Source organism: Comamonas sp. SY3 (genome assembly GCF_041730275.1).
Taxonomy (GTDB): domain Bacteria; phylum Pseudomonadota; class Gammaproteobacteria; order Burkholderiales; family Burkholderiaceae_C; genus Comamonas; species Comamonas sediminis.
Genome location: NZ_JBGTYN010000009.1, coordinates 140197 through 157857, shown reverse-complemented (window position 1 = coordinate 157857; position 17661 = coordinate 140197). Strand labels below are relative to the sequence as shown.

General features: G+C 64.3%; 16 protein-coding genes and 1 pseudogene. 10 read left to right on the top strand and 7 right to left on the bottom strand.

Translation table 11 applies throughout. From position 1 onward, the window contains the following. Nucleotides 1-98 precede the first annotated feature (98 nt). Both ACCQ08_RS13965 and ACCQ08_RS13960 read left to right on the top strand, forming a co-directional pair. The gene (locus tag ACCQ08_RS13965; RefSeq protein ID WP_373450150.1) at nt 99-596 is read left to right on the top strand and encodes a flavodoxin family protein; all 498 of its coding nucleotides are present in this window, start codon (nt 99-101) and stop codon (nt 594-596) included. Between the two features lie 76 nt (nt 597-672). Beyond that, a complete protein-coding gene (locus ACCQ08_RS13960; RefSeq protein ID WP_373450149.1) occupies nt 673-1143 on the top strand; it encodes a CopD family protein in 471 nt (156 codons plus the stop codon). 57 nt (nt 1144-1200) lie between these two features. Here ACCQ08_RS13960 and ACCQ08_RS13955 read toward each other — a convergent pair. The 3 genes and pseudogenes from ACCQ08_RS13955 to ACCQ08_RS13945 form a co-directional block, all read right to left on the bottom strand. Then, nucleotides 1201-3380: pseudogene (locus ACCQ08_RS13955) on the bottom strand (TonB-dependent copper receptor). 219 nt (nt 3381-3599) lie between these two features. Next, nucleotides 3600-4037: a hypothetical protein gene (locus ACCQ08_RS13950; protein WP_373450148.1), complete on the bottom strand. Its 438-nt coding sequence runs from the start codon at nt 4035-4037 to the stop codon at nt 3600-3602. 49 nt (nt 4038-4086) lie between these two features. Further along, nucleotides 4087-5631 carry an acetolactate synthase large subunit gene (locus ACCQ08_RS13945; protein ID WP_373450147.1) on the bottom strand — a complete coding sequence of 515 codons (1545 nt, stop codon included), beginning with the start codon at nt 5629-5631 and terminating at the stop codon, nt 4087-4089. 386 nt (nt 5632-6017) lie between these two features. Here ACCQ08_RS13945 and ACCQ08_RS13940 point away from each other — a divergent pair, with 386 nt between their 5' ends. The 6 genes from ACCQ08_RS13940 to ACCQ08_RS13915 all read left to right on the top strand — a co-directional run bounded on the left by ACCQ08_RS13940 (nt 6018) and on the right by ACCQ08_RS13915 (nt 11357). Beyond that, the gene (locus ACCQ08_RS13940) at nt 6018-6524 is read left to right on the top strand and encodes a hypothetical protein (RefSeq protein WP_312835001.1); all 507 of its coding nucleotides are present in this window, start codon (nt 6018-6020) and stop codon (nt 6522-6524) included. A gap of 280 nt (nt 6525-6804) precedes the next feature. Then, entirely contained in the window at nt 6805-7566 is a 762-nt protein-coding gene (locus tag ACCQ08_RS13935; protein WP_312409284.1) for a transporter substrate-binding domain-containing protein, read from the top strand. 208 nt (nt 7567-7774) lie between these two features. After that, complete coding sequence (locus ACCQ08_RS13930) at nt 7775-8461, top strand: ABC transporter permease (protein ID WP_239812283.1); 687 nt, start codon at nt 7775-7777, stop codon at nt 8459-8461. Continuing rightward, nucleotides 8458-9171 (top strand): ABC transporter permease, encoded by a 714-nt coding sequence (locus ACCQ08_RS13925; RefSeq protein WP_239812284.1) that lies wholly within the window; start codon nt 8458-8460, stop codon nt 9169-9171. The genes ACCQ08_RS13930 and ACCQ08_RS13925 overlap by 4 nt, the downstream gene beginning before the upstream one ends. A gap of 19 nt (nt 9172-9190) precedes the next feature. Then, nucleotides 9191-9967: an ABC transporter ATP-binding protein gene (locus ACCQ08_RS13920; protein ID WP_373450146.1), complete on the top strand. Its 777-nt coding sequence runs from the start codon at nt 9191-9193 to the stop codon at nt 9965-9967. Between the two features lie 160 nt (nt 9968-10127). Beyond that, nucleotides 10128-11357, top strand: coding sequence for an MFS transporter (locus tag ACCQ08_RS13915; protein ID WP_373450145.1), 1230 nt, complete (start codon nt 10128-10130; stop codon nt 11355-11357). Between the two features lie 37 nt (nt 11358-11394). On the opposite strand, the gene murB is transcribed toward ACCQ08_RS13915, so the two are convergent. After that, nucleotides 11395-12495 (bottom strand): UDP-N-acetylmuramate dehydrogenase, encoded by a 1101-nt coding sequence (gene murB / locus ACCQ08_RS13910; RefSeq protein ID WP_133857172.1) that lies wholly within the window; start codon nt 12493-12495, stop codon nt 11395-11397. A 65-nt stretch (nt 12496-12560) separates the two neighbouring features. On the opposite strand from murB, the gene ACCQ08_RS13905 reads away from it, so the two are divergent. Further along, nucleotides 12561-13046, top strand: a complete 486-nt coding sequence (locus ACCQ08_RS13905; RefSeq protein ID WP_021026760.1) for a YajQ family cyclic di-GMP-binding protein — start codon at nt 12561-12563, stop codon at nt 13044-13046. 75 nt (nt 13047-13121) lie between these two features. On the opposite strand, the gene ACCQ08_RS13900 is transcribed toward ACCQ08_RS13905, so the two are convergent. After that, nucleotides 13122-15263 carry a TonB-dependent receptor gene (locus tag ACCQ08_RS13900; RefSeq protein WP_373450144.1) on the bottom strand — a complete coding sequence of 714 codons (2142 nt, stop codon included), beginning with the start codon at nt 15261-15263 and terminating at the stop codon, nt 13122-13124. A 273-nt stretch (nt 15264-15536) separates the two neighbouring features. Between ACCQ08_RS13900 and ACCQ08_RS13895 the strand changes: the two genes are divergently transcribed. After that, nucleotides 15537-16247, top strand: a complete 711-nt coding sequence (locus tag ACCQ08_RS13895) for a TIGR02281 family clan AA aspartic protease (RefSeq protein ID WP_312530000.1) — start codon at nt 15537-15539, stop codon at nt 16245-16247. A 96-nt stretch (nt 16248-16343) separates the two neighbouring features. On the opposite strand, the gene plsY is transcribed toward ACCQ08_RS13895, so the two are convergent. Further along, nucleotides 16344-16976, bottom strand: coding sequence for a glycerol-3-phosphate 1-O-acyltransferase PlsY (plsY, locus tag ACCQ08_RS13890; protein WP_312530002.1), 633 nt, complete (start codon nt 16974-16976; stop codon nt 16344-16346). 68 nt (nt 16977-17044) lie between these two features. Further along, the gene (ybaK, locus tag ACCQ08_RS13885) at nt 17045-17536 is read right to left on the bottom strand and encodes a Cys-tRNA(Pro) deacylase (RefSeq protein WP_312451203.1); all 492 of its coding nucleotides are present in this window, start codon (nt 17534-17536) and stop codon (nt 17045-17047) included. Nucleotides 17537-17661 lie beyond the last annotated feature (125 nt).

Below are 17661 nucleotides of genomic sequence, written 5' to 3'. Positions count from 1 at the left end.
GACAGGCTGGTGATCAGCCAATCTAGCATGCAGCGCAGCCGATGGGGCGGCCCCGCGTCCTGCACATGACAGCTGCCTTTGCCACTATGCTTGCGGCCATGGACAGCGCCCAACTCCTGATCGTCTACCACAGCCACACCGACGGCAGCCGCCAGATGGCCGAAGCCGCCCGCGCCGCCGCTGCCAGCCAGGCAGGAGTGGAAGTGCGCCTGCTCTGCGCACCCGATGCCGGGCCTGATGATGTGTTGGCCGCCAGCGGCTACCTGTTTGCCTGCCCCGAGAACCTGGCCGCGATGAGCGGGCTGATGAAGGACTTTTTTGACCGCTGCTACTACCCGGCGCTCGACCGCATCCAGGGCCGCCCCTATGCATGCTTGATTTGCGCTGGTAGCGATGGCAGCAACGCGGCAAGGCAGATCGCCCGCATCGCCACAGGCTGGCGGCTCAAGCCCATCGCGGAGCCGCTGGTGGTGTGCACCCATGCCCAAACGCCCGAGGCCATTGCAGCGGCCAAGCAGATTGGTGCAGACGATCTGCAGCGCTGCCGCGACCTGGGCGAAGCCATGGCCGCAGGCATCAGCATGGGTGTTTTTTAAAGCTGGCCCGCTTCCCCAGCCCGGGCGGCTTGGCGCGTACCATAGCGCATCCCCACACCACAATATGCCGCCCCCGATGCTCTACATCATTCTCAAAACCGTGCACCTGCTGTCCATCATCGTCTGGCTGGGCGGCATGGCCTTTGCGCATTTCTTTCTGCGCCCTGCCCTGCAACAGTTGGAGCCACCCCAGCGCCTGGTGCTGATGCGCGATGTGCTCCAACGCTTTTTTGCGGTGGTGCTGGTCATCATCGCGGCCGTGCTGCTGTCAGGCATCGGCATGATGGGCCTGGTTCATAAGATGGCCGCGCAGGCCGGTGCCAAGTTCAGCATGCCCGTCTCCTGGATGGTGATGGCCGTGCTGGGCCTGGCGATGATGGCCGTGTTTGGCCATATCCGGTTTGCGCTGTTCAAGCGGCTGGACCAGGCCGTCAGCGCCAAGGACTGGCCGGCAGGCGGCAAGGCGCTGGGCCAGATTCGCCAGCTCGTCGCGCTGAACCTGGCGCTGGGCGTCGTGATTGTGCTTTTCTTGCGCGTACCGCTGTAACTGGTACAAAGCCGCGCGCCGCCGCCAGCACCTAGCTGGCAGCGGCGCTAGCCTGCTTCAGAACTTGAAGTCGCCCCGCAGCCACAAGATACGCCCCGGCTCGTTGATGCGCACCCCGCCGGGGAAGCCAAAGCATTGCCAGCCAGGTTCAGGTGCTCGGCATAGGTCTTGCCAAAGACATTGTCGATACCGGCAGTCAGGCGCAGCTGCTCGCTGAGCTTGTAGCCCGCATGGAGCGACAGCACCCCGAAACCGGCACTAGGCCCCAGATCCTGACCGACGACATTGCCCTGGCCGCTGGCATAACGGTGCTGCGCGGCAACCAGGCGCCACAGCGCGCCAGCGCTCCAGGGGCCTTGCCGGTAGTCCAGGCCCAGCTTGGCCTCCAGCGGTGGCACCTGTGGCAGCGGCTTGCCATCGCTGCGGTTGCGGGCCCAGCTGTAGGCCATCGTGGCTTGGGCGGTCAAGCCGGGAGTCAGCTGGTAGCTGCCACCCAGCTCGGCACCAGCGGTGCGCGCCTGCACATTGCGCACGTTGGAGGCCATGCCCACATAGTCAAACAGCAGATAGTCCTGCACCTGGCCGACATAGGCGGAGGTCCAGAGCTGCCAGTCCGCGCCCTTCCAGCTTGCGCCCACATCGATCTGCGTGGTTTTCTCCGGCCGCAGGCGGTTGAAGGCATCACCTTGGTCAGCGGCGCTGTTGCCGGGCGATATCAGCTCCCAGTAATCCGGAAAGCGCTGCACATGGCCAATACCGGCATAGAGCGTGCTGCCATCGGCGCGGGCGCGCTCCCAGCGCAAAAAGCCACTGGGCATGGCGCTGCGTTCGCGGTGGTTGCTGGCCGTGGCGGGCATACGGCCATCCATGCCGGCCATGGCCTGCATGCCTCCCATCGAACCCATATCGCCCATACCATCCATGCCGCCCATGCCACTGTCGCTGGGGTAGCGCCAGGCCTGTGCCCGGTCCAGCCGCAGGCCGGCCACCAGTTTGTCCTCGCTGCCCAGGTGCTGCGTGGCCTGCGCAAACAGACCCTGGTTGCTGAACTTGGCATCCCGCGCCCAAGGCTTGTTGCGGTAGGACTGCATCTGCGTGCCCGACCGGCTGTCGTGCGGGCTGCCCATCGCATCGACGCCCAGCACCGCTTCGGTGTGCGGCCCCAGTTGCCATGTCGTTGCCACCCGCATACCGGTGGTGGTGCGCCGCACATTGGCCGCCATCGGCATCGACATGCCTCCCTCCGGCACAAAGGGCCGCAGGCTGAAGTTGTCCATCACATGGTCGGCGCGGTGGTAGTACAGCTGCGCTTCCAGCTTGGTCAATCGCTCGCTCAGGTTCTTTTTCTCCAGCCGCAGGCCATAGCTTTCGCGCTTGAACTGGGTGCCATCCATGCCCCGGCCGCCATAGCGCGCCTCGCCATCGCCCTGTCCCGCACTCAGCTCCAGCCAGGTGTTGGCATCGGGCGTCCAGCCAATTGCCACATCGGTGTTCCATTTGTCCCAGTGCGAAGGCACGCGCTGGCCATCGCCGTCGCGGTAGTCCTTGCTTTGCGAATGGTTGGCGGTGAGGCGAACGTAGTACTCGGCATTGCCGGCCAGCAGGTCGATGTTCTGGTCGCTGCGCGCGGCCGTGCCGCCTTGCAGGCTGGCAGACAGGCGCACCTGTCCGCTGTCCAACGCCGGCCTTTCGCGGTCAAAGCGCACCACTCCGGCCGATGCACCCGGCCCCCAGATCACCGTCTGCGGGCCCTTGACCACCGTCAGCACATCGTAGGTCTCGGGCGATATATAGGAGCTGGGCGAATCCATGCGCGCCGGGCATGCGCCCAGCAAGGTCTGCCCATTGGTCAGGATCGGCAGGCGCGAGCCAAACTGGCCCCGGAACACCGGGTCGCTGTTGGAGCCCCCACTGCGGATCGCCGAAAAGCCCGGAATGCTTTTGAGGTAGTCGGCTGCATCACTGGCCGGCACCGGTTGGCGCGGCTGCTTGGGATCGGCCACCACCTGCAGCGGGGAGTGCTCGTGCACCGCTGTCACCACGGTCTCCTGCAGGCTGATCTCAGACGCGCTGGCCGCAGCAAGCACCGGGGCATCGGCCGCCTCTGGCGTCTGCGCCCAGGCAGCACTGCTGGCCAGCATCAGTACGGATAGCGCCGTCTGCGGTCGCGGCAAGCGCGCGCGCGGTGGGGCAGGCAGGCGCAGATTGGGCGCTGCCTCAAAAAAGTAGGAAGTCATCAATGTCTCTCGCAGCAAGCGCTGCAGGCGCAGCGGCTTGCATCAATGGGGGGTGCGGGCGCTCGCAGCCATGCCCAGGCCCAGCCGGCCGCAGCCAAGGCGGCCAAAGCAGGCATCACAAGCAGGACGACGAGGCCCATGGGCCGCAGAGGCTGCAGGACGGCCCTCCGCACGCAAAGTGCAGAGGTGGCAGCGGCAGCATCACTGCGGCATCAACACTTAGACGAGGACGGCTGGGGGGCCGCGCGCGGGCAGTGGCGCGCCCGGCGCATGGAGGCTGTGCGCTGTCTGGGCCTGCCACTGGTGGTGGAAGGCAGGGGCCGCTGGCCGGTGCACATCGGCGGCAAAGGCCTGCGGCAGCGCCATGGCGATGCAAAGCACGCAATCGGCGCCATGGGCACTGTGCGCGCTGTGGTCGGCATGGTTTATGCCGCTATCGGGCAGAAGATCATCGGAGGTCTGGTGATCGGCATGGGCCAGTGCCAGATCCAGCGCCGGTGCATTGACGCTGCAGACATCGGCCGCCAGCGCCGCGGCCACCGGCTGTGCCAGCACGCGCACCTGCACACCTGCTACCGATGCCACCAGCAGCAGCAACGCAAAAACCGCCGTGATCACGGCGGAAAAGCGAGGGCGGCTGCGCAGGCGTTGGAGCATGGTCAGGCAGCAGTATAGGTGAGTTCCAAAGTAGAACTTTCAGAATTTATTAAATTATCAGTTCAATCAAAAAGGGGCCAGGTTGGGCAAAGCTGGCCTGCATCAGCCTGGCGCACTCTTCCATGCTGGTAGCCCGCGCCGCTTCCACGCCCATGCCTTCGGCCAGTTTCACCCAGCCGATCGATGGGTTGCCCAGGTCCAGCATCTGCATCGCGGTGGCGCCCGGCGTGGCGCCCACGCCCTTGTATTCGCCAATCAGGATGTTGTAGCGGCTGTTGTTCAGCACGATGGTGGTGACGGGCAGCTGCTCGCGCGCCTGCGTCCACAGCGATTGCAGCGAATACATCGCCGAGCCATCGGCCTGCAGATTGATCACCCGGCGCTGTTTGCCCGCGCCAATGGCGGCGCCCGTCGCGACCGGCATGCCATCCCCAATCGCGCCGCCCGCCAGGTGCAGCCAGTCATGCGCTGGCGCGGCATGGGTGTGCGGGTAAAAGCCCCGGCCGTACGAGATGCTCTCGTCCGAGACGATAGCGCCCTCGGGCATCAGTGCCGCCACGGTGCGGGCCAGGCCCTCGGGCGTGGGCGCGCCGGTGGCCGCTTCGGGCCGTGGGCCCGCATCGGGTATGGCAGCCTGCGGCGCCTGCAGCGCATCGATCAGGGCCTGCAGTGCGGTCAGCGGCTCCTGCTCGGGGCGCGTCAACACATGCAGCTGCGCGCTGTCCGGGTACTGGGTGGACGGCAGGCCGGGGTAGGCAAAAAAGCCCACGGGCGGCTTGGCGCCCACCAGGATGATGTGCTCAAACCGGGCCAGGGTCTTGATCGCGGCCTCCATGCCATAGGGCACGCGCTCCAGCGCCATGCGGCCCCGGCCACGCTGCAGGTGCGATGCGCCGTACTCGGCCAGCACGGCCGCGCCGCTGGCCTGCGCCAGTCGCCACACCAGCGCCTGGGCCGGCGCAAACACCGCCGCGCCCGACAGCAAAATCAAGGCCTCGCCGCCGGCCTGGCGCAGCACCTTGGCCACGTTATCAATCGCATGGCCATCCACCGCTGGCGGCGTGGGCACCGGCAGCGGCTGCGCCACCACACCGCCCTCGTCCCACGAGACATTGGCCGGCAGAATCAGGCTGGCGATCTGGCCGGGGAAAGTCGAGGCGGCACGCACCGCCATCGCCGCGTCCTGACCCAGGTCCGCACTGTGGGTGCTGGTATGCACCCAGCCCGATACCGCGCGGGCCAGGCCATCGGTGTCGGCCGTCAGCGGCGCATCAAAAGGCCGGTGGTAGGTGGCCTGGTCGCCGACGATATTGACGATGCCACTGCGCGCGCGCCGGGCGTTGTGCAGGTTGGCCAAGCCATTGGCCAGGCCCGGGCCGCAGTGCAGCAACGTGCAAGCGGGCTTGCGCGCGATGCGGTAATAGCCATCGGCCATGCCGGTGACCACGTTTTCCTGCAGTCCCAGCACGCAGCGCATGCCGGGTATCTGGTCCAAAGCTGCTACAAAGTGCATCTCGCTGGTGCCAGGATTTGCAAAGCAGGTGTCCACACCTGCCGCCAGCAAGGTCTTGACCAGACTGTGTGCGCCATTCATCTCGATGTCCTTCGGGGTTGCCTATCACTGCGCGACACCTTAGCCGCAATGGTGCGAAAACCGGGTCACCAAGATGAAAGCGCGCAGCGCCGGCAACGCGGCAGCGCGCGGCAATGGCGCGTTGGCACAGGCACCGCACAGGGTTTTGCATTCAGGTTGTATGTAGGCCAATTCTCAAACGCTGTTACGGCATTGGATGGCGGCGTAGGCCCTGGCTGCGCTGCACAGTGGTGCCTTCACAGGAATGGGCCGCGCAGTCCGGACTGCGCTGGCCGATTCCGGGCTGCACGATGGCGTTCCGAAACGCCATCAGCCCCTCATCCGCTATGCCGCATCTGAATACCAAGTGTTACCACTAGCGCGCCTGTAGCGCCTAGGATGGCCCGATGCACAACCACACCAAGGAAACCCGCATGCACCGTATGTCCCGCCACGCCCTGCTGTCCACCGCCCTGGCCTGCGCCGCTTTTGCGGCCCAAGCCCAAAGCACGCCCGAGGCGTCCAGCGCACCTGCGCCTTCGGCCGCACCCAGCAGCGAGGCTGCACCGCAGGCCCCTGCGCCCAACCCGGCAGCAGAGAAGGCCCTGGCCCAGCGTTTCCAGGCGCTGTTGGCGGCCTTTGAAGGCAAGGCCGCGCTGCCCGATGCCAAAACCTTTACCGATGACTTCAACAAGCAGGTCAATGGCGATCAGATGAAGCAGGTGTTCAATGACGTGCACCAGAGTGTGGGCAGCTGCAAGGTGGCCGCGCAGATGACCAGCCCCACCCCCTACATCACCAGTTACCTGCTGCAATGCGACAAGGCGTATGTGCCGATGGACATCGGCATCGAGGAAAAGGCCCCCTACCGGGTGCACAGCCTGCTGATCCGCCCCGGTTACTGGAAGAAGTAAGCGCAGACGTTTCGACAAAATAGACGATCAGAACGACCATCACAACAGTTACTTATCAGTGTTTCCCTGGATAGGGCGTAAAAATTGACGCTTCAACGTCGATTTTTACGCTTAATGGGCAATTAGGCTGGTGATAATGCGCACAAGCTCGCCGCTTCGGCCAAAAGCACGGCGCAGGGCTGTCGCCGGGTCGCCACACGCTGATGGAGACTCCGACGAAGGGCTGCAAAAGCACTAGCATGCTAGCCACCTCATCAACATTAGGATCCGAGGATTCACTATGCGTAAAACCTTGATCGCACTGGCAGTGGCCGCTATCGCAGCCCCCGCATTTGCTGCAGACCTGAAAGTAGCTGTCGACCCGACCTACGAACCGTTCACCTTCAAGACGCCCCAAGGCGACGTCACCGGCTTCGACGTCGACATCGCCAAGGCGGTGTGCGAGCAGATCAAGCGCAAATGCGTATTTGTCGAACAGGTCTGGGACAGCATGATTCCCGGCCTGCAAGCCAAGAAATATGACGTGATCGTCAGCTCCATGTCGATGACCGACGAGCGCCGCCGCGTCGTGGATTTCAGCGACCGCTACTACAAGACCCCCAGCGCGGTGGTGCTGAAGAAAAGCGCCGAATACAAGGGCCCGGCATCGGCCAAGGGTCTGAAGATCGGCGTGCTCAAGGGCTCCACCCAGGAAAAGTGGGCCAACGGTGAGCTCAAGCCTGCAGGTGCGACCATCGTGCCTTATGAAGCACAGGACCAGGTTTATCTGGACATCAAGTCCGGCCGCTTGGATGGCACCGTGGCCGACAAGGTCGAGGTCAATGGCGGCTTCCTGCGCAAGCCCGAAGGCGCCGACTACGGCTACAAGGGCCCGGACCAGTACGAGACCAAGTACTACGGCGACGGCATCGGCATCGCGATGCGCAAGAACCAGGGCGATCTGAAAAAGCAGATCAACGAGGCGATCAAGACCATCCGCAGCAATGGCACCTATGCCACGATTGCGAAGAAGTACTTCGATTTCGACCCCTACGGCAACTGATCCGTGCAGAGCCTTGCTGCACTCCCGGTGCGGTCAGGCTCTGGATCAGGGCTAACACCAAGCGGCGCGGTGCTCCAGAGTCTTCATACTGGAACGCGCCGCAATTCCATGGTGCCCTGCCCCTTTTGCAAGCGCCTTCAGAGGCAACCACCAGGCCATTCACCAGCGCTATTGCACTCCGCAATACCGTTGCCTAAGGCCAGAAACTATGAGTGATTACTTTCAATCGATCCTGATGGGCTCGCTGCTCACCGTGGCGGTCTCGCTGGCGTCGGCGGCCATCGCCACCGTGCTGGGGCTGCTGGGCGCCAGTGCCAAGCTCTCAGGGCGGCGCCCGCTGGTGGTGCTGGCCACGTTCTACACCTCCATCGTGCGCGGCATCCCCGAGCTGGTGATGATGCTGCTGATCTTCTACGGCGGCGCCATCGGCCTCAATACCTTGCTCGAGAAGATGGGCAGCGAAAGCTCCGTCGACCTCAACCCCTTTGTCGCCGGCGCGTTCACGATCGGCTTCATCTACGGCGCCTACATGACGGAAACCTTCCGGGGCGCGATCCTGGCCATCCCCAAGGGCCAGATGGAGGCGGCCTGGGCCTTCGGCATGAGCCCGGTCAAGACCTTCTTCCGCATCACCTTGCCGCAGATGGTGCGCTACGCACTGCCCGGCTTTACCAACAACTGGCTGGTGCTGATCAAGGCCACCGCGCTGGTCAGCCTGATCGGCCTGCAAGACATGACCTACCTGGCCAAGCAGGCCAGCGCCGCTGCGCGCGAGCCCTTCATCTTCTTCCTGTTCACCGCTGCGCTGTACCTGATCTACACCTCGGTATCGCTGTGGGCGCTGGGCCGCCTCAATGCGCGCTACAGCCTGGGAACCGAAAAGGTGCAGCTATGAACTGGGAAGTCATTTTTCAGCCGGACACCCTTGCGCTGTACGGCGAGGGCCTGGTCACCACCCTCAAGCTGCTGCTCTCCAGCCTGGCGATTGGCGCGGTGCTGGCCTTGTTGGGCGCGCTCGCCCTGGTCAGCCGTTCCTGGCTGCTGCGCAAGACCGTGGGCGCCTTTACCTACTTCATGCGCGGCACGCCGCTGCTGATCCAGGTCTACCTGATCTACTACGGCTTCTCGCAGCTCGAATGGGTGCAGGCACGCTGGGATGCGGTCTGGCCCTGGACCTATTTCAAGGAGCCGTTCTTCTGCGCCTTCCTGGCCTTCACCTTGAACACGGCCGCCTACACGGCCGAGATGCTGGCCGGCTCGATCCGCGAAACCTACAAGGGCGAAGTGGAAGCGGCCCGGGCGATGGGCATGGGCCGCTGGCAGCTGATGCGCCGCATCGTGCTGCCCAGCGCCATCCGCCGCACGCTGCCCGCCTACAGCAACGAGGTGGTGATGATGCTGCACTCGACCAGCCTGGCCTCGACCGTGCCGTCGCTGGTGGACCTGACCGGCGCCGCCAGCCGGGTGTATTCGGATTACTACCTGCCGTTTGAAGCCTATATCGCCGCAGCGGTGATCTACCTGTGCATCACCTTCATCCTGATTGGCATCTTCCGCGTGGCGGAGCGCCGCTTCCTGGGCTACCTGGCTCCGCGCAAGGCCTAAGACATTCGAGCATCGAGATATGAACGCATCCAACTACAAACTGCAGGCGCTGGACATCCACAAGAGCTATGGCAGCAACCAGGTGCTCAAGGGCGTCTCGCTCAATGCCTGTGCTGGCGACGTGATCAGCATCATCGGCAGCTCCGGCTCGGGCAAGAGCACCTTTTTGCGCTGCATCAACCTGCTGGAGCAACCGCAGCAGGGCCAGATCATCGTCGCCGGCGAAGCGCTGCAATTGCGCACCGGCCGCAATGGCGCGCTGGACGCCGTCGACCCCAAGCAGCTCCAGCGCCTGCGCAGCAAGCTGGCCATGGTGTTCCAGCACTTCAACCTCTGGGCCCACATGACCGTGCTGCAGAACATCATCGAAGTGCCGGTGCATGTGCTGGGCATCAGCAAGGAAGAGGCCGTGGCCCGTGCCCGCAAGTATCTCCAGCTCGTGGGCCTGGAGAACAAGGAAGACAGCTACCCCAACCACATGAGCGGCGGCCAGCAGCAGCGCGTGGCCATTGCCCGCGCGCTGGCGGTGGAGCCCGAGGTGATGCTGTTTGACGAGCCCACCTCTGCCCTCGACCCCGAGCTGGTCGGTGAAGTGCTGCGGGTCATGCAGCTGCTGGCCCAGGAAGGCCGCACCATGCTGGTCGTCACCCATGAAATGGGCTTTGCCCGCGAGGTCTCCAACCACGTGATCTTCCTGCACCAGGGCCTGATCGAAGAACAAGGCCCGCCGCGCGAGGTGCTGGCCAACCCCAAGAGTGAGCGCCTGGCGCGCTTCCTCTCGGGCAGCCTGAAGTAAACCGCGCAGGCCAAGTTCTGCCCGCGACAGGACCTGCGCCATCCGAGCGCCGGGCAGGCGCAAAATAGCGCCCGGTGCTGCCGAGAACCTTGAGGAGGTTTTCAGCAGTACCCATCACTCCCGGCCCTTCAGCGCAGATCCGATACCCCATCACCCCAACATGGGCACGCCCAACTCCCCGCCGCCCCCAACCGATCCGGTCGCAGACAGCGGCGCAGAGTTTTCGCTGCGCCGCATTGCGGTGGCCGCCTTTGGCCCCTCGCTGCTGTTTGGCATTGGCGAAGGAGCGGTGCTGCCGGTCATCGTGCTGATGGCGCGCGATCTGGGCGCCTCGGTTCCCATCGCAGCGCTGGTGGTGGGGCTGGTCAGCATTGGCTCGTTGCTCAGCAATATCCCGGCCTCGCTGATCACAGCCCGCTGGGGGGAGCGCTGGCCGATTGTGGCCGCAGGCCTGTGGAGCGCGCTGGGCATGGCCCTGTGCCTGGCCACCCAGCAGCTCTGGCTGTTTGCGCTGGGCTGCCTGATGGTGGGCATGTCGCAGGCGGTCTACAACCTGGCGCGGCAAAGCTATCTGACCGAGGCGGTGCCGGTGTCGTTCCGCGCCCGTGCGCTGTCCACCCTGGGCGGCGTAATGCGCATCGGCATGTTCATCGGCCCCTTCATTGGTGCCTGGGCCATGCATGCCTGGGGGCTGCATGCCGCCTTTGCGGTGGGTATTGTGGGCGTGCTCTGCGCCGCAGCCATTGGGCTGCGTGTACCCGATCTGGCGGCCCCCAGCGCGCTGCCGGGCCAGCCGCTGCCCGCCGAGGCGCCGTCCATCGCCGGCATTCTGCGCGATCACCACAAGCTCTTTCTCACCTTGGGCATGGGTGTGCTGCTGGTCAGCGCCGTGCGCGCCTCGCGCCAGGTGGTCATTCCGCTGTGGGCCGACCATCTGGCGCTGGCGCCTGCAGCCGCATCGCTGGTGTACGGGCTGGCTGGCGCCATCGACATGCTGGTCTTCTACCCCGCCGGCAGGCTGATGGACCTGAAAGGCCGGCGCTGGGTGGCCGTGCCATCGATGCTGGTGATGGGCACCGCCATGCTGCTGATGCCGCTGACCGGCACCGTGACGACCTTGCTGCTGGCCGCGATGGCGCTGGGCTTTGGCAACGGCATTGGCTCAGGCCTGATCATGACCTTGGGCGCCGATCACGCACCACGCCATGCCCGGGCGCATTTTCTGGGGATATGGCGCCTGGCGGCCGATCTGGGCTCATCGCTCGGGCCAGCGCTGCTGTCGTTTCTGGCCGGCAGCCTGTCGCTGGCCAGCGGCATTGCCTGCATTGGCCTGCTGGCCTGGGGTGCGGCCGCTGCACTGGCGCGCTGGATACCGCCTGCCCAGCGCTGATCTGCGCCCACCAGGGGGTGCAAAGGGGCGTTAGCGCCTACCAGACGACCGGTTCCGGCTCCAGCTGGATACCAAAGCGCTCATAGACGCTGGTCTGGATCGCGCGCGCCAAGGTGACCACCTCACCGCCGGTAACGCTGCCCTCCCCTGCGCCCAGGTTGACGAGTACCAGCGCCTGGCGGTCATAGACACCGGCCTTGCCAATGCTTTTGCCGCGCCAGCCGCAGGCATCGATCATCCAGCCCGCAGCCAGCTTGATGCTGCCATCGAGCATCGGGTAGTGCACGATTTTGGGCTCGCGCGCGATGATGTCCTCGCACTGGTCGGCCGTTACCTGGGGGTTCTTGAAAAAGCTGCCGGCATTGCCGATCTGCGCCGGATCGGGCAGCTTGGCGCGGCGTATCTCCACTACCCAGTCAAAAATATCCTGGGCGGTGGGCTGCGCAATGCCTTTTTCGGCCTGCTTGCGGGCCAGGTCCAGGTAGCCCAGCTCGGGCTTCCAATCCTTGGCCAGGCGCAGGCGTACGTGGGTGATCACCGCGCGGCCCGCCAGCCCCATGCCCCGGGGCTCGGCGACGCCGGTGGCGCGGGCGATCATCGTCAGCGGCATGGTTTCGGCCGGCGCATGCTTGAACACCGAATCCCGGTAGCCAAACGCGCACTGCGCCGCCTGCAGGCTGAAGTGTTCTCCATTGCTCAGGTCGATCGCATCGAGCGAGTCAAAGCGGTCTTGCAGCTCCACGCCATAGGCGCCAATGTTCTGCACCGGCGCCGCACCTGCGGTGCCGGGGATCAGCGCCAGGTTCTCCAGCCCGGGGTAGCCCTGGGCCAGGCTCCAGGCGACCACCTCGTGCCAGACTTCACCGGCACCGACCTCGATGATGTAGTGCTTGTCGGTCTCTTCGACCAGGCGCTTGCCCATGATTTCCATCTTGAAGACGGTGGGCTCGACATCGCCGGTGATGACGATATTGCTGCCGCCCCCCAGCACCACCACCTGGCGGCTGGCGCCCAACGGGGGCTGCGCCAGAAAATCACGGATATCCTGCGGGGCCTGCACGCGCACCAGGTTCATGGCCCGCGCCATGATGCCAAAGGTGTTGTATTGCTGCAGCGGGGCATTTTTCTCGACTAACATCGGTAGATTGTCGCACTTGTCGCGACCCACTCAGGCGCTCAGCCTGGCCTGCAAGGAGAGTATTTATGCCATCGTTTGACACGGTTTGCGAAGCCGACTTCGTCGAGGTGAAGAACGCTGTTGAGAATTCCGCCAAGGAAATTGGCACCCGTTTCGACTTCAAGGGAACGTCGGCAGGGATCGAGCTCAAGGACAAAGAGATCATCATGTACGGCGATGCCGACTTCCAGCTCGTGCAGGTCGAAGACATCCTGCGCAACAAGCTGACCAAGCGCAATGTGGATGTGCGCTTTCTGGACAAGGGCGATGTGCAAAAGGTCGGCGGCGACAAGGTCAAGCAAGTGATCAAGGTGCGCAACGGCATCGAGCAGGAGCTGGCCAAGAAGATTCAGAAGCTCATCAAGGACAGCAAGATGAAGGTGCAGGCTGCCATCCAGGGCGATGCCGTGCGCATCACCGGCGCCAAGCGCGACGATCTGCAAGCGGCGATGGCGCTGCTGAAGAAAGACGTGACCGACGTGCCGCTGTCGTTCAACAACTTCCGCGACTGATCCGCCATCGGTCAAATACCAACAGGCCGCGCTGCATGGTTTGCAGCGCGGCCTGTTTTTATGGCGCCTACCCTTTTAGAACTGGTAATTCGCGCTCAGCAGAGCACCACGCGGCGTGCCGGGCATGCTGCTGCTGCGCCAGTATTCCTTGTTGGTCAGGTTGGACACCGCCAGGGTGACGGTCCATGGCGCGGCGCGCCAGCCTACCAGGCCATCCCATCGGGTGTAGCCCGGCACGCGGCTGGTGTTGGCGTCATTGGTGTAGCGGGCGCTGGTGTGGGTCACACCCAGCTCGGCATACCAGTTGCCTGCGGGCGCATAGCGCAGAAAGACATTGCCGTTGCGGCGCGCGGTGTTGGCCAGGTAGTTGCCTTCCAGCGCCGGGTTGGCCTTGTTCTCGGTGACCTTGGCCGCCATGATGCCGACGCCGCCACGCACATACCAGAATGGTGCGACACGTCCGGCCGCGCTGAACTCGATACCGCGCGAGCGCTCCTTGCCACGCACCGCCCAGGTGAAGGGGTCGTTGTCCGGATCAGGACGGTAGCGGATGTTGTAGTGCTCCAGCTGGTAGACGGCCAGCTGTGTGGACAGCGCGCCATCGAGCCAATCGCTCTTCACACCCATCTCGAACTGCTGCGAATGCTGGGGCTCGTCGTCCAGCACTGCGCCGGCGCCGGTATCGACCGACAAGATGCCGCGCCCGCCATAGGGTGAGAAGCTGCGGCTCCAGGACGCATACAGGCTGTGCTCACGCACCGGCTGCCAGACCAGGCCGGCGCGGGGGCTCACCGAGTGGCCATCGGTACTGCGGCTGGCATCGGTCAGCTGGTTGCGGCTGTTGAAGTCAAAGTTGTCATAGCGTGCACCCAGCAGCAGCTTCCACTGGTCGCTCAGGCTGATCAGATCCTGCACATACAGCGCGCGGGCCGTGCCTTTGTGCAGGTTGTGCTGCGATGGCGTGCCTTGGGGCGGGCGCACGGCATCGAACACCGGGTTGTTCGGGTCGATATAGCCATTGCTGTTGGCGGTGCTGAAGAGGCGCGGCGCGCGCTCTTCCTCGCTGTGCTCCACGCCCAGCAGCAGCTCATGGCGCATGCCGGCCAGGTCCAGCTTGCCGGTCACATCGACGGTGTGGGTGGTGGTGCGGTTCTCGGTTTGCTGCCAGGCATAGCTTTGGCGCAGCAGGCCGGGGTTGGCGCACTTGGCGCCGGCAGGGGTCAGGCCCTGGGGGTTGCAGTAGGTGCCGGCAAAGTAGTGGTCAAAGTCCTGGCTGGCTTCACGCTTGCTGGCCACCCAGCGCACGCTCCAGGCCTTGTTGAACTCATAGGACAGGTCCGAGCGCAGCACGCGCAGGCGGTCTTCGACAAAGTCACCTGGCTGGGCAAAGCCCTGGCGCAGCGACATGCCCGGCGGCATCTGGTCGTAGGCAGGGCCCCGGTCCGGCACGCGCCAGACGTTGTCATAGGTGTACTGGCCGGTCCAGCGCAGGCCCGTGCGCGTATCGACCAGGATGCTGGGCGAGACCATCTCATTGCGGTTGCGGATGCCGCTGCGAAAGCTGTGCGCCTGCTCGCGGTCGGCCGTCAGGCGCATGACCACGTTGGGGCTGATCACCCGGTTGATGTCGATGGTGCCGCCCACGTTCTCCCAGGAGCCACCGCGCAGCGTGACGCTGCTGACGCCATCAAAGCGCGCCTGCTTGCTGACCATGTTGACCACACCGCCGCCAGCGCCACGGCCGTACAGCACCGAGGCGGGGCCTTTCAGAATCTCGATGCGCTCCACATTGGCGGTGCTGCGGCGCACCTGGCCGGATTCGCGCACGCCGTCGCGGTAGATGTCGCCGCTGTCGGCATTGAAGCCGCGGATCATCACCCCCTCGCCACGCATGTCGTAGCTGGTATTGACCCCGGGCACGCCATCGAGCATGACCGACAGGTCATTGATGCCGTAGCTCTTGAACTTGTTGACTTCCAAGGTGTCGATGGTCTGCGGGATGTCCTTGGGCGCCATATAGGTCTTGGTCGCCGTGGTCACGCCTTCGGGGCGCACATCGTCGGGATCGAACTGGTCGGCCGACACCTGGACCGTTGGCAACGTGTGCTCTTGCGCCATGGCCGGCATCGCTGCCAGCGTCAACAGCGCGGCGACCGACAGGCCGGCGCGCTCGCCTCTTGTACGCGCGAGCGTCTCGCTGCGAAGGGCTTGGATCATTGAAAACTCCTGAAACAATAATTCCGCTTGGTTAACGGCTTGTAAATTTGAGTCAGGAATGCTAATGATAACAATTATCAATAGCAATGCATTAACCTTCAACTGGCAGTTACTTTTCCAAAAAACAACGGGCTTGCCCTTGGGTCAAAAAATAAATCCCGGGTCCTGGCGCAGGCCGCTTCGTTTACGATGTAAAGCGATCGGCCCGCCGGTGGCCGCCATGGAACTCGGCACTTCCCGAGCGCCTACACCCATACCGCTGCCTCGCCACCTATGAAGCCTTTGTTCTCCCCAGCCCGCCCCGCGCCCGCCCGCCTGCACCGCTGGCTGCTGGCATGGGCCCTGTGTGGCAGCGCGGGCTGGGCAGCCCATGCCCAAGATGCGGCCGAAGGCCCCCGCTCGGTGGCGCTCGCCGGCATTCTGGGCGACAAGGCCTTGCTGGTCATCGATGGCCGGGCGCCCAAGGCCGTGGCCGCTGGCAGCAGCTACCAGCAGGTGCAGGTCCTCAGCGTCAACGATGGGCAGGCGCAGGTCCGCATCGCCGGCGTGGCGCACAGCCTGCGCATGGGCGAGTCGCCGGTCAGCGTGGCCGATGCCGCGCTGCCCGTCAGCAACACCGGCCGCATTGTGTTGGCGGCCGATGCCAGCGGCCATTTCATGACGGCCGGCATGATCAATGGCAAGGCCACGCGTTTTCTGGTTGATACCGGCGCCACGACTGTCAGCCTGGGGATGAGCGAAGCGCTCAAACTGGGCATTGACTACCGCAAGGGCCGTGCGGTGCGCATGGGCACTGCCAATGGCGTCAGCAACGGCTGGTATCTGCAGCTGAGCAGCGTGCGCATTTCCGATGTGGAACTGCGCAATGTGGATGCCGTGGTGACCTCCGCCAACATGCCCTATGTGCTGCTGGGCAACAGTTTTCTGAATGCCTTTGAGATGAAACGCGCCGGCCCGCAGATGACCTTGGACCGGATCAAATAGCGCCCGGCCGCCGCGCTGAACCTCGGCAAAACAAAAGGGCTGAACCCGCGATGGTGTTCAGCCCTTCTGCCGTCTGCCCGTGGGCAGCACGTTGCATCACTTGGTTTTCTTCTGGCCCAGCTTGGATTCCTTGCCTTCCACCAGGCGCTGGATGTTGAGCTTGTGGCGGTAGACCAGCAAGGCCGACATGGCCAGAATCGCGACAAAGATCTCGGCATGAAAATCCCAGAGCTCACCACCGATGAGGATGTAGAACACGGGCGCCAGCACCGCCGCCACCAGCGACGACAGCGACGAATAACGCCAGATGGCAGCCACCGCCACCCAGGCCAGCAAGGTCAGCAAACCCAGCCAGCCGCTAAAGCCCAGCAGCACGCCCAGCGCCGTTGCCACGCCCTTGCCGCCTTCAAACTTGAAGAACACCGGCCAGAGATGGCCCAGGAATGCCGCAATACCCACCAGCGCAATCGTGCCCTCTTCCAGGCCATAGGGTTTGCCAAACCAGGCCACCAGCGCGACGGGCAGCCAACCCTTGGCGGCATCCAGCAGCAAGGTCACGATGGCGGCCGCCTTGCTGCCCGAACGCAGCACATTGGTGGCGCCCGGGTTTTTGCTGCCATAGGTGCGCGGGTCACTCAGACCCATGCTGCGGCTGACGATCACCGCGAACGACAACGACCCGATGAGGTAGGCCAGGATGGTGGCCAGGATGGAATAAACGGTACTCAAATTGCTCCCCTTGCTCGCGCGCGCCGGTGGCGGGCGCCAAGCTGGTTGATGTCACTGAAATGCAGGCGTCATTCTGCCAGCGCGCATTGCACCGGCTGGGCGCCGAGCACTTCAACGCATGCTTTGGGGTCGATCTGCACCAAAAAACCACGCCGCCCGCCGTTGATGGCGATGCGCGGCAACTCCAGAATCGTCTCTTGAATGTATACCGGCATCGCCTTGCGCAGCCCGAACGGCGAGGTACCGCCCACCAGGTAGCCGCTGTGGCGGCTGGCCACTTCGGGCGAGCAGGGCTCAATGCTCTTGGCGCCAATCTGACGCGCCAGGCTCTTGGTCGACACCTTGCAGTCGCCATGCATCAGCACGATCAGCGGCTTGGCATCCTGGTTCTGCATCACCAAGGTCTTGACGACGACATGCTCATCGAGCCCGAGCTGGCGGGCCGACTCGGACGTGCCGCCATGCTCCACATACTCGTAAGGATGCTCGGTAAACGCCACCTTGTGCGCCTTCAAAAACTGGGTGGCCGGCGTTTCGCTGATATGGTTTTTTTTGCTCATAGCTCACTGGATGGCGGCAGGCGCCATTCGAAATCTGCCCCTATTGTCTCGAAAAATGGGTGGGGCGCCGCCAAGCATAGCGGCCTTTGCAATGCCAAAGGCCCTGGTTTGCACCAGGGCCTGCG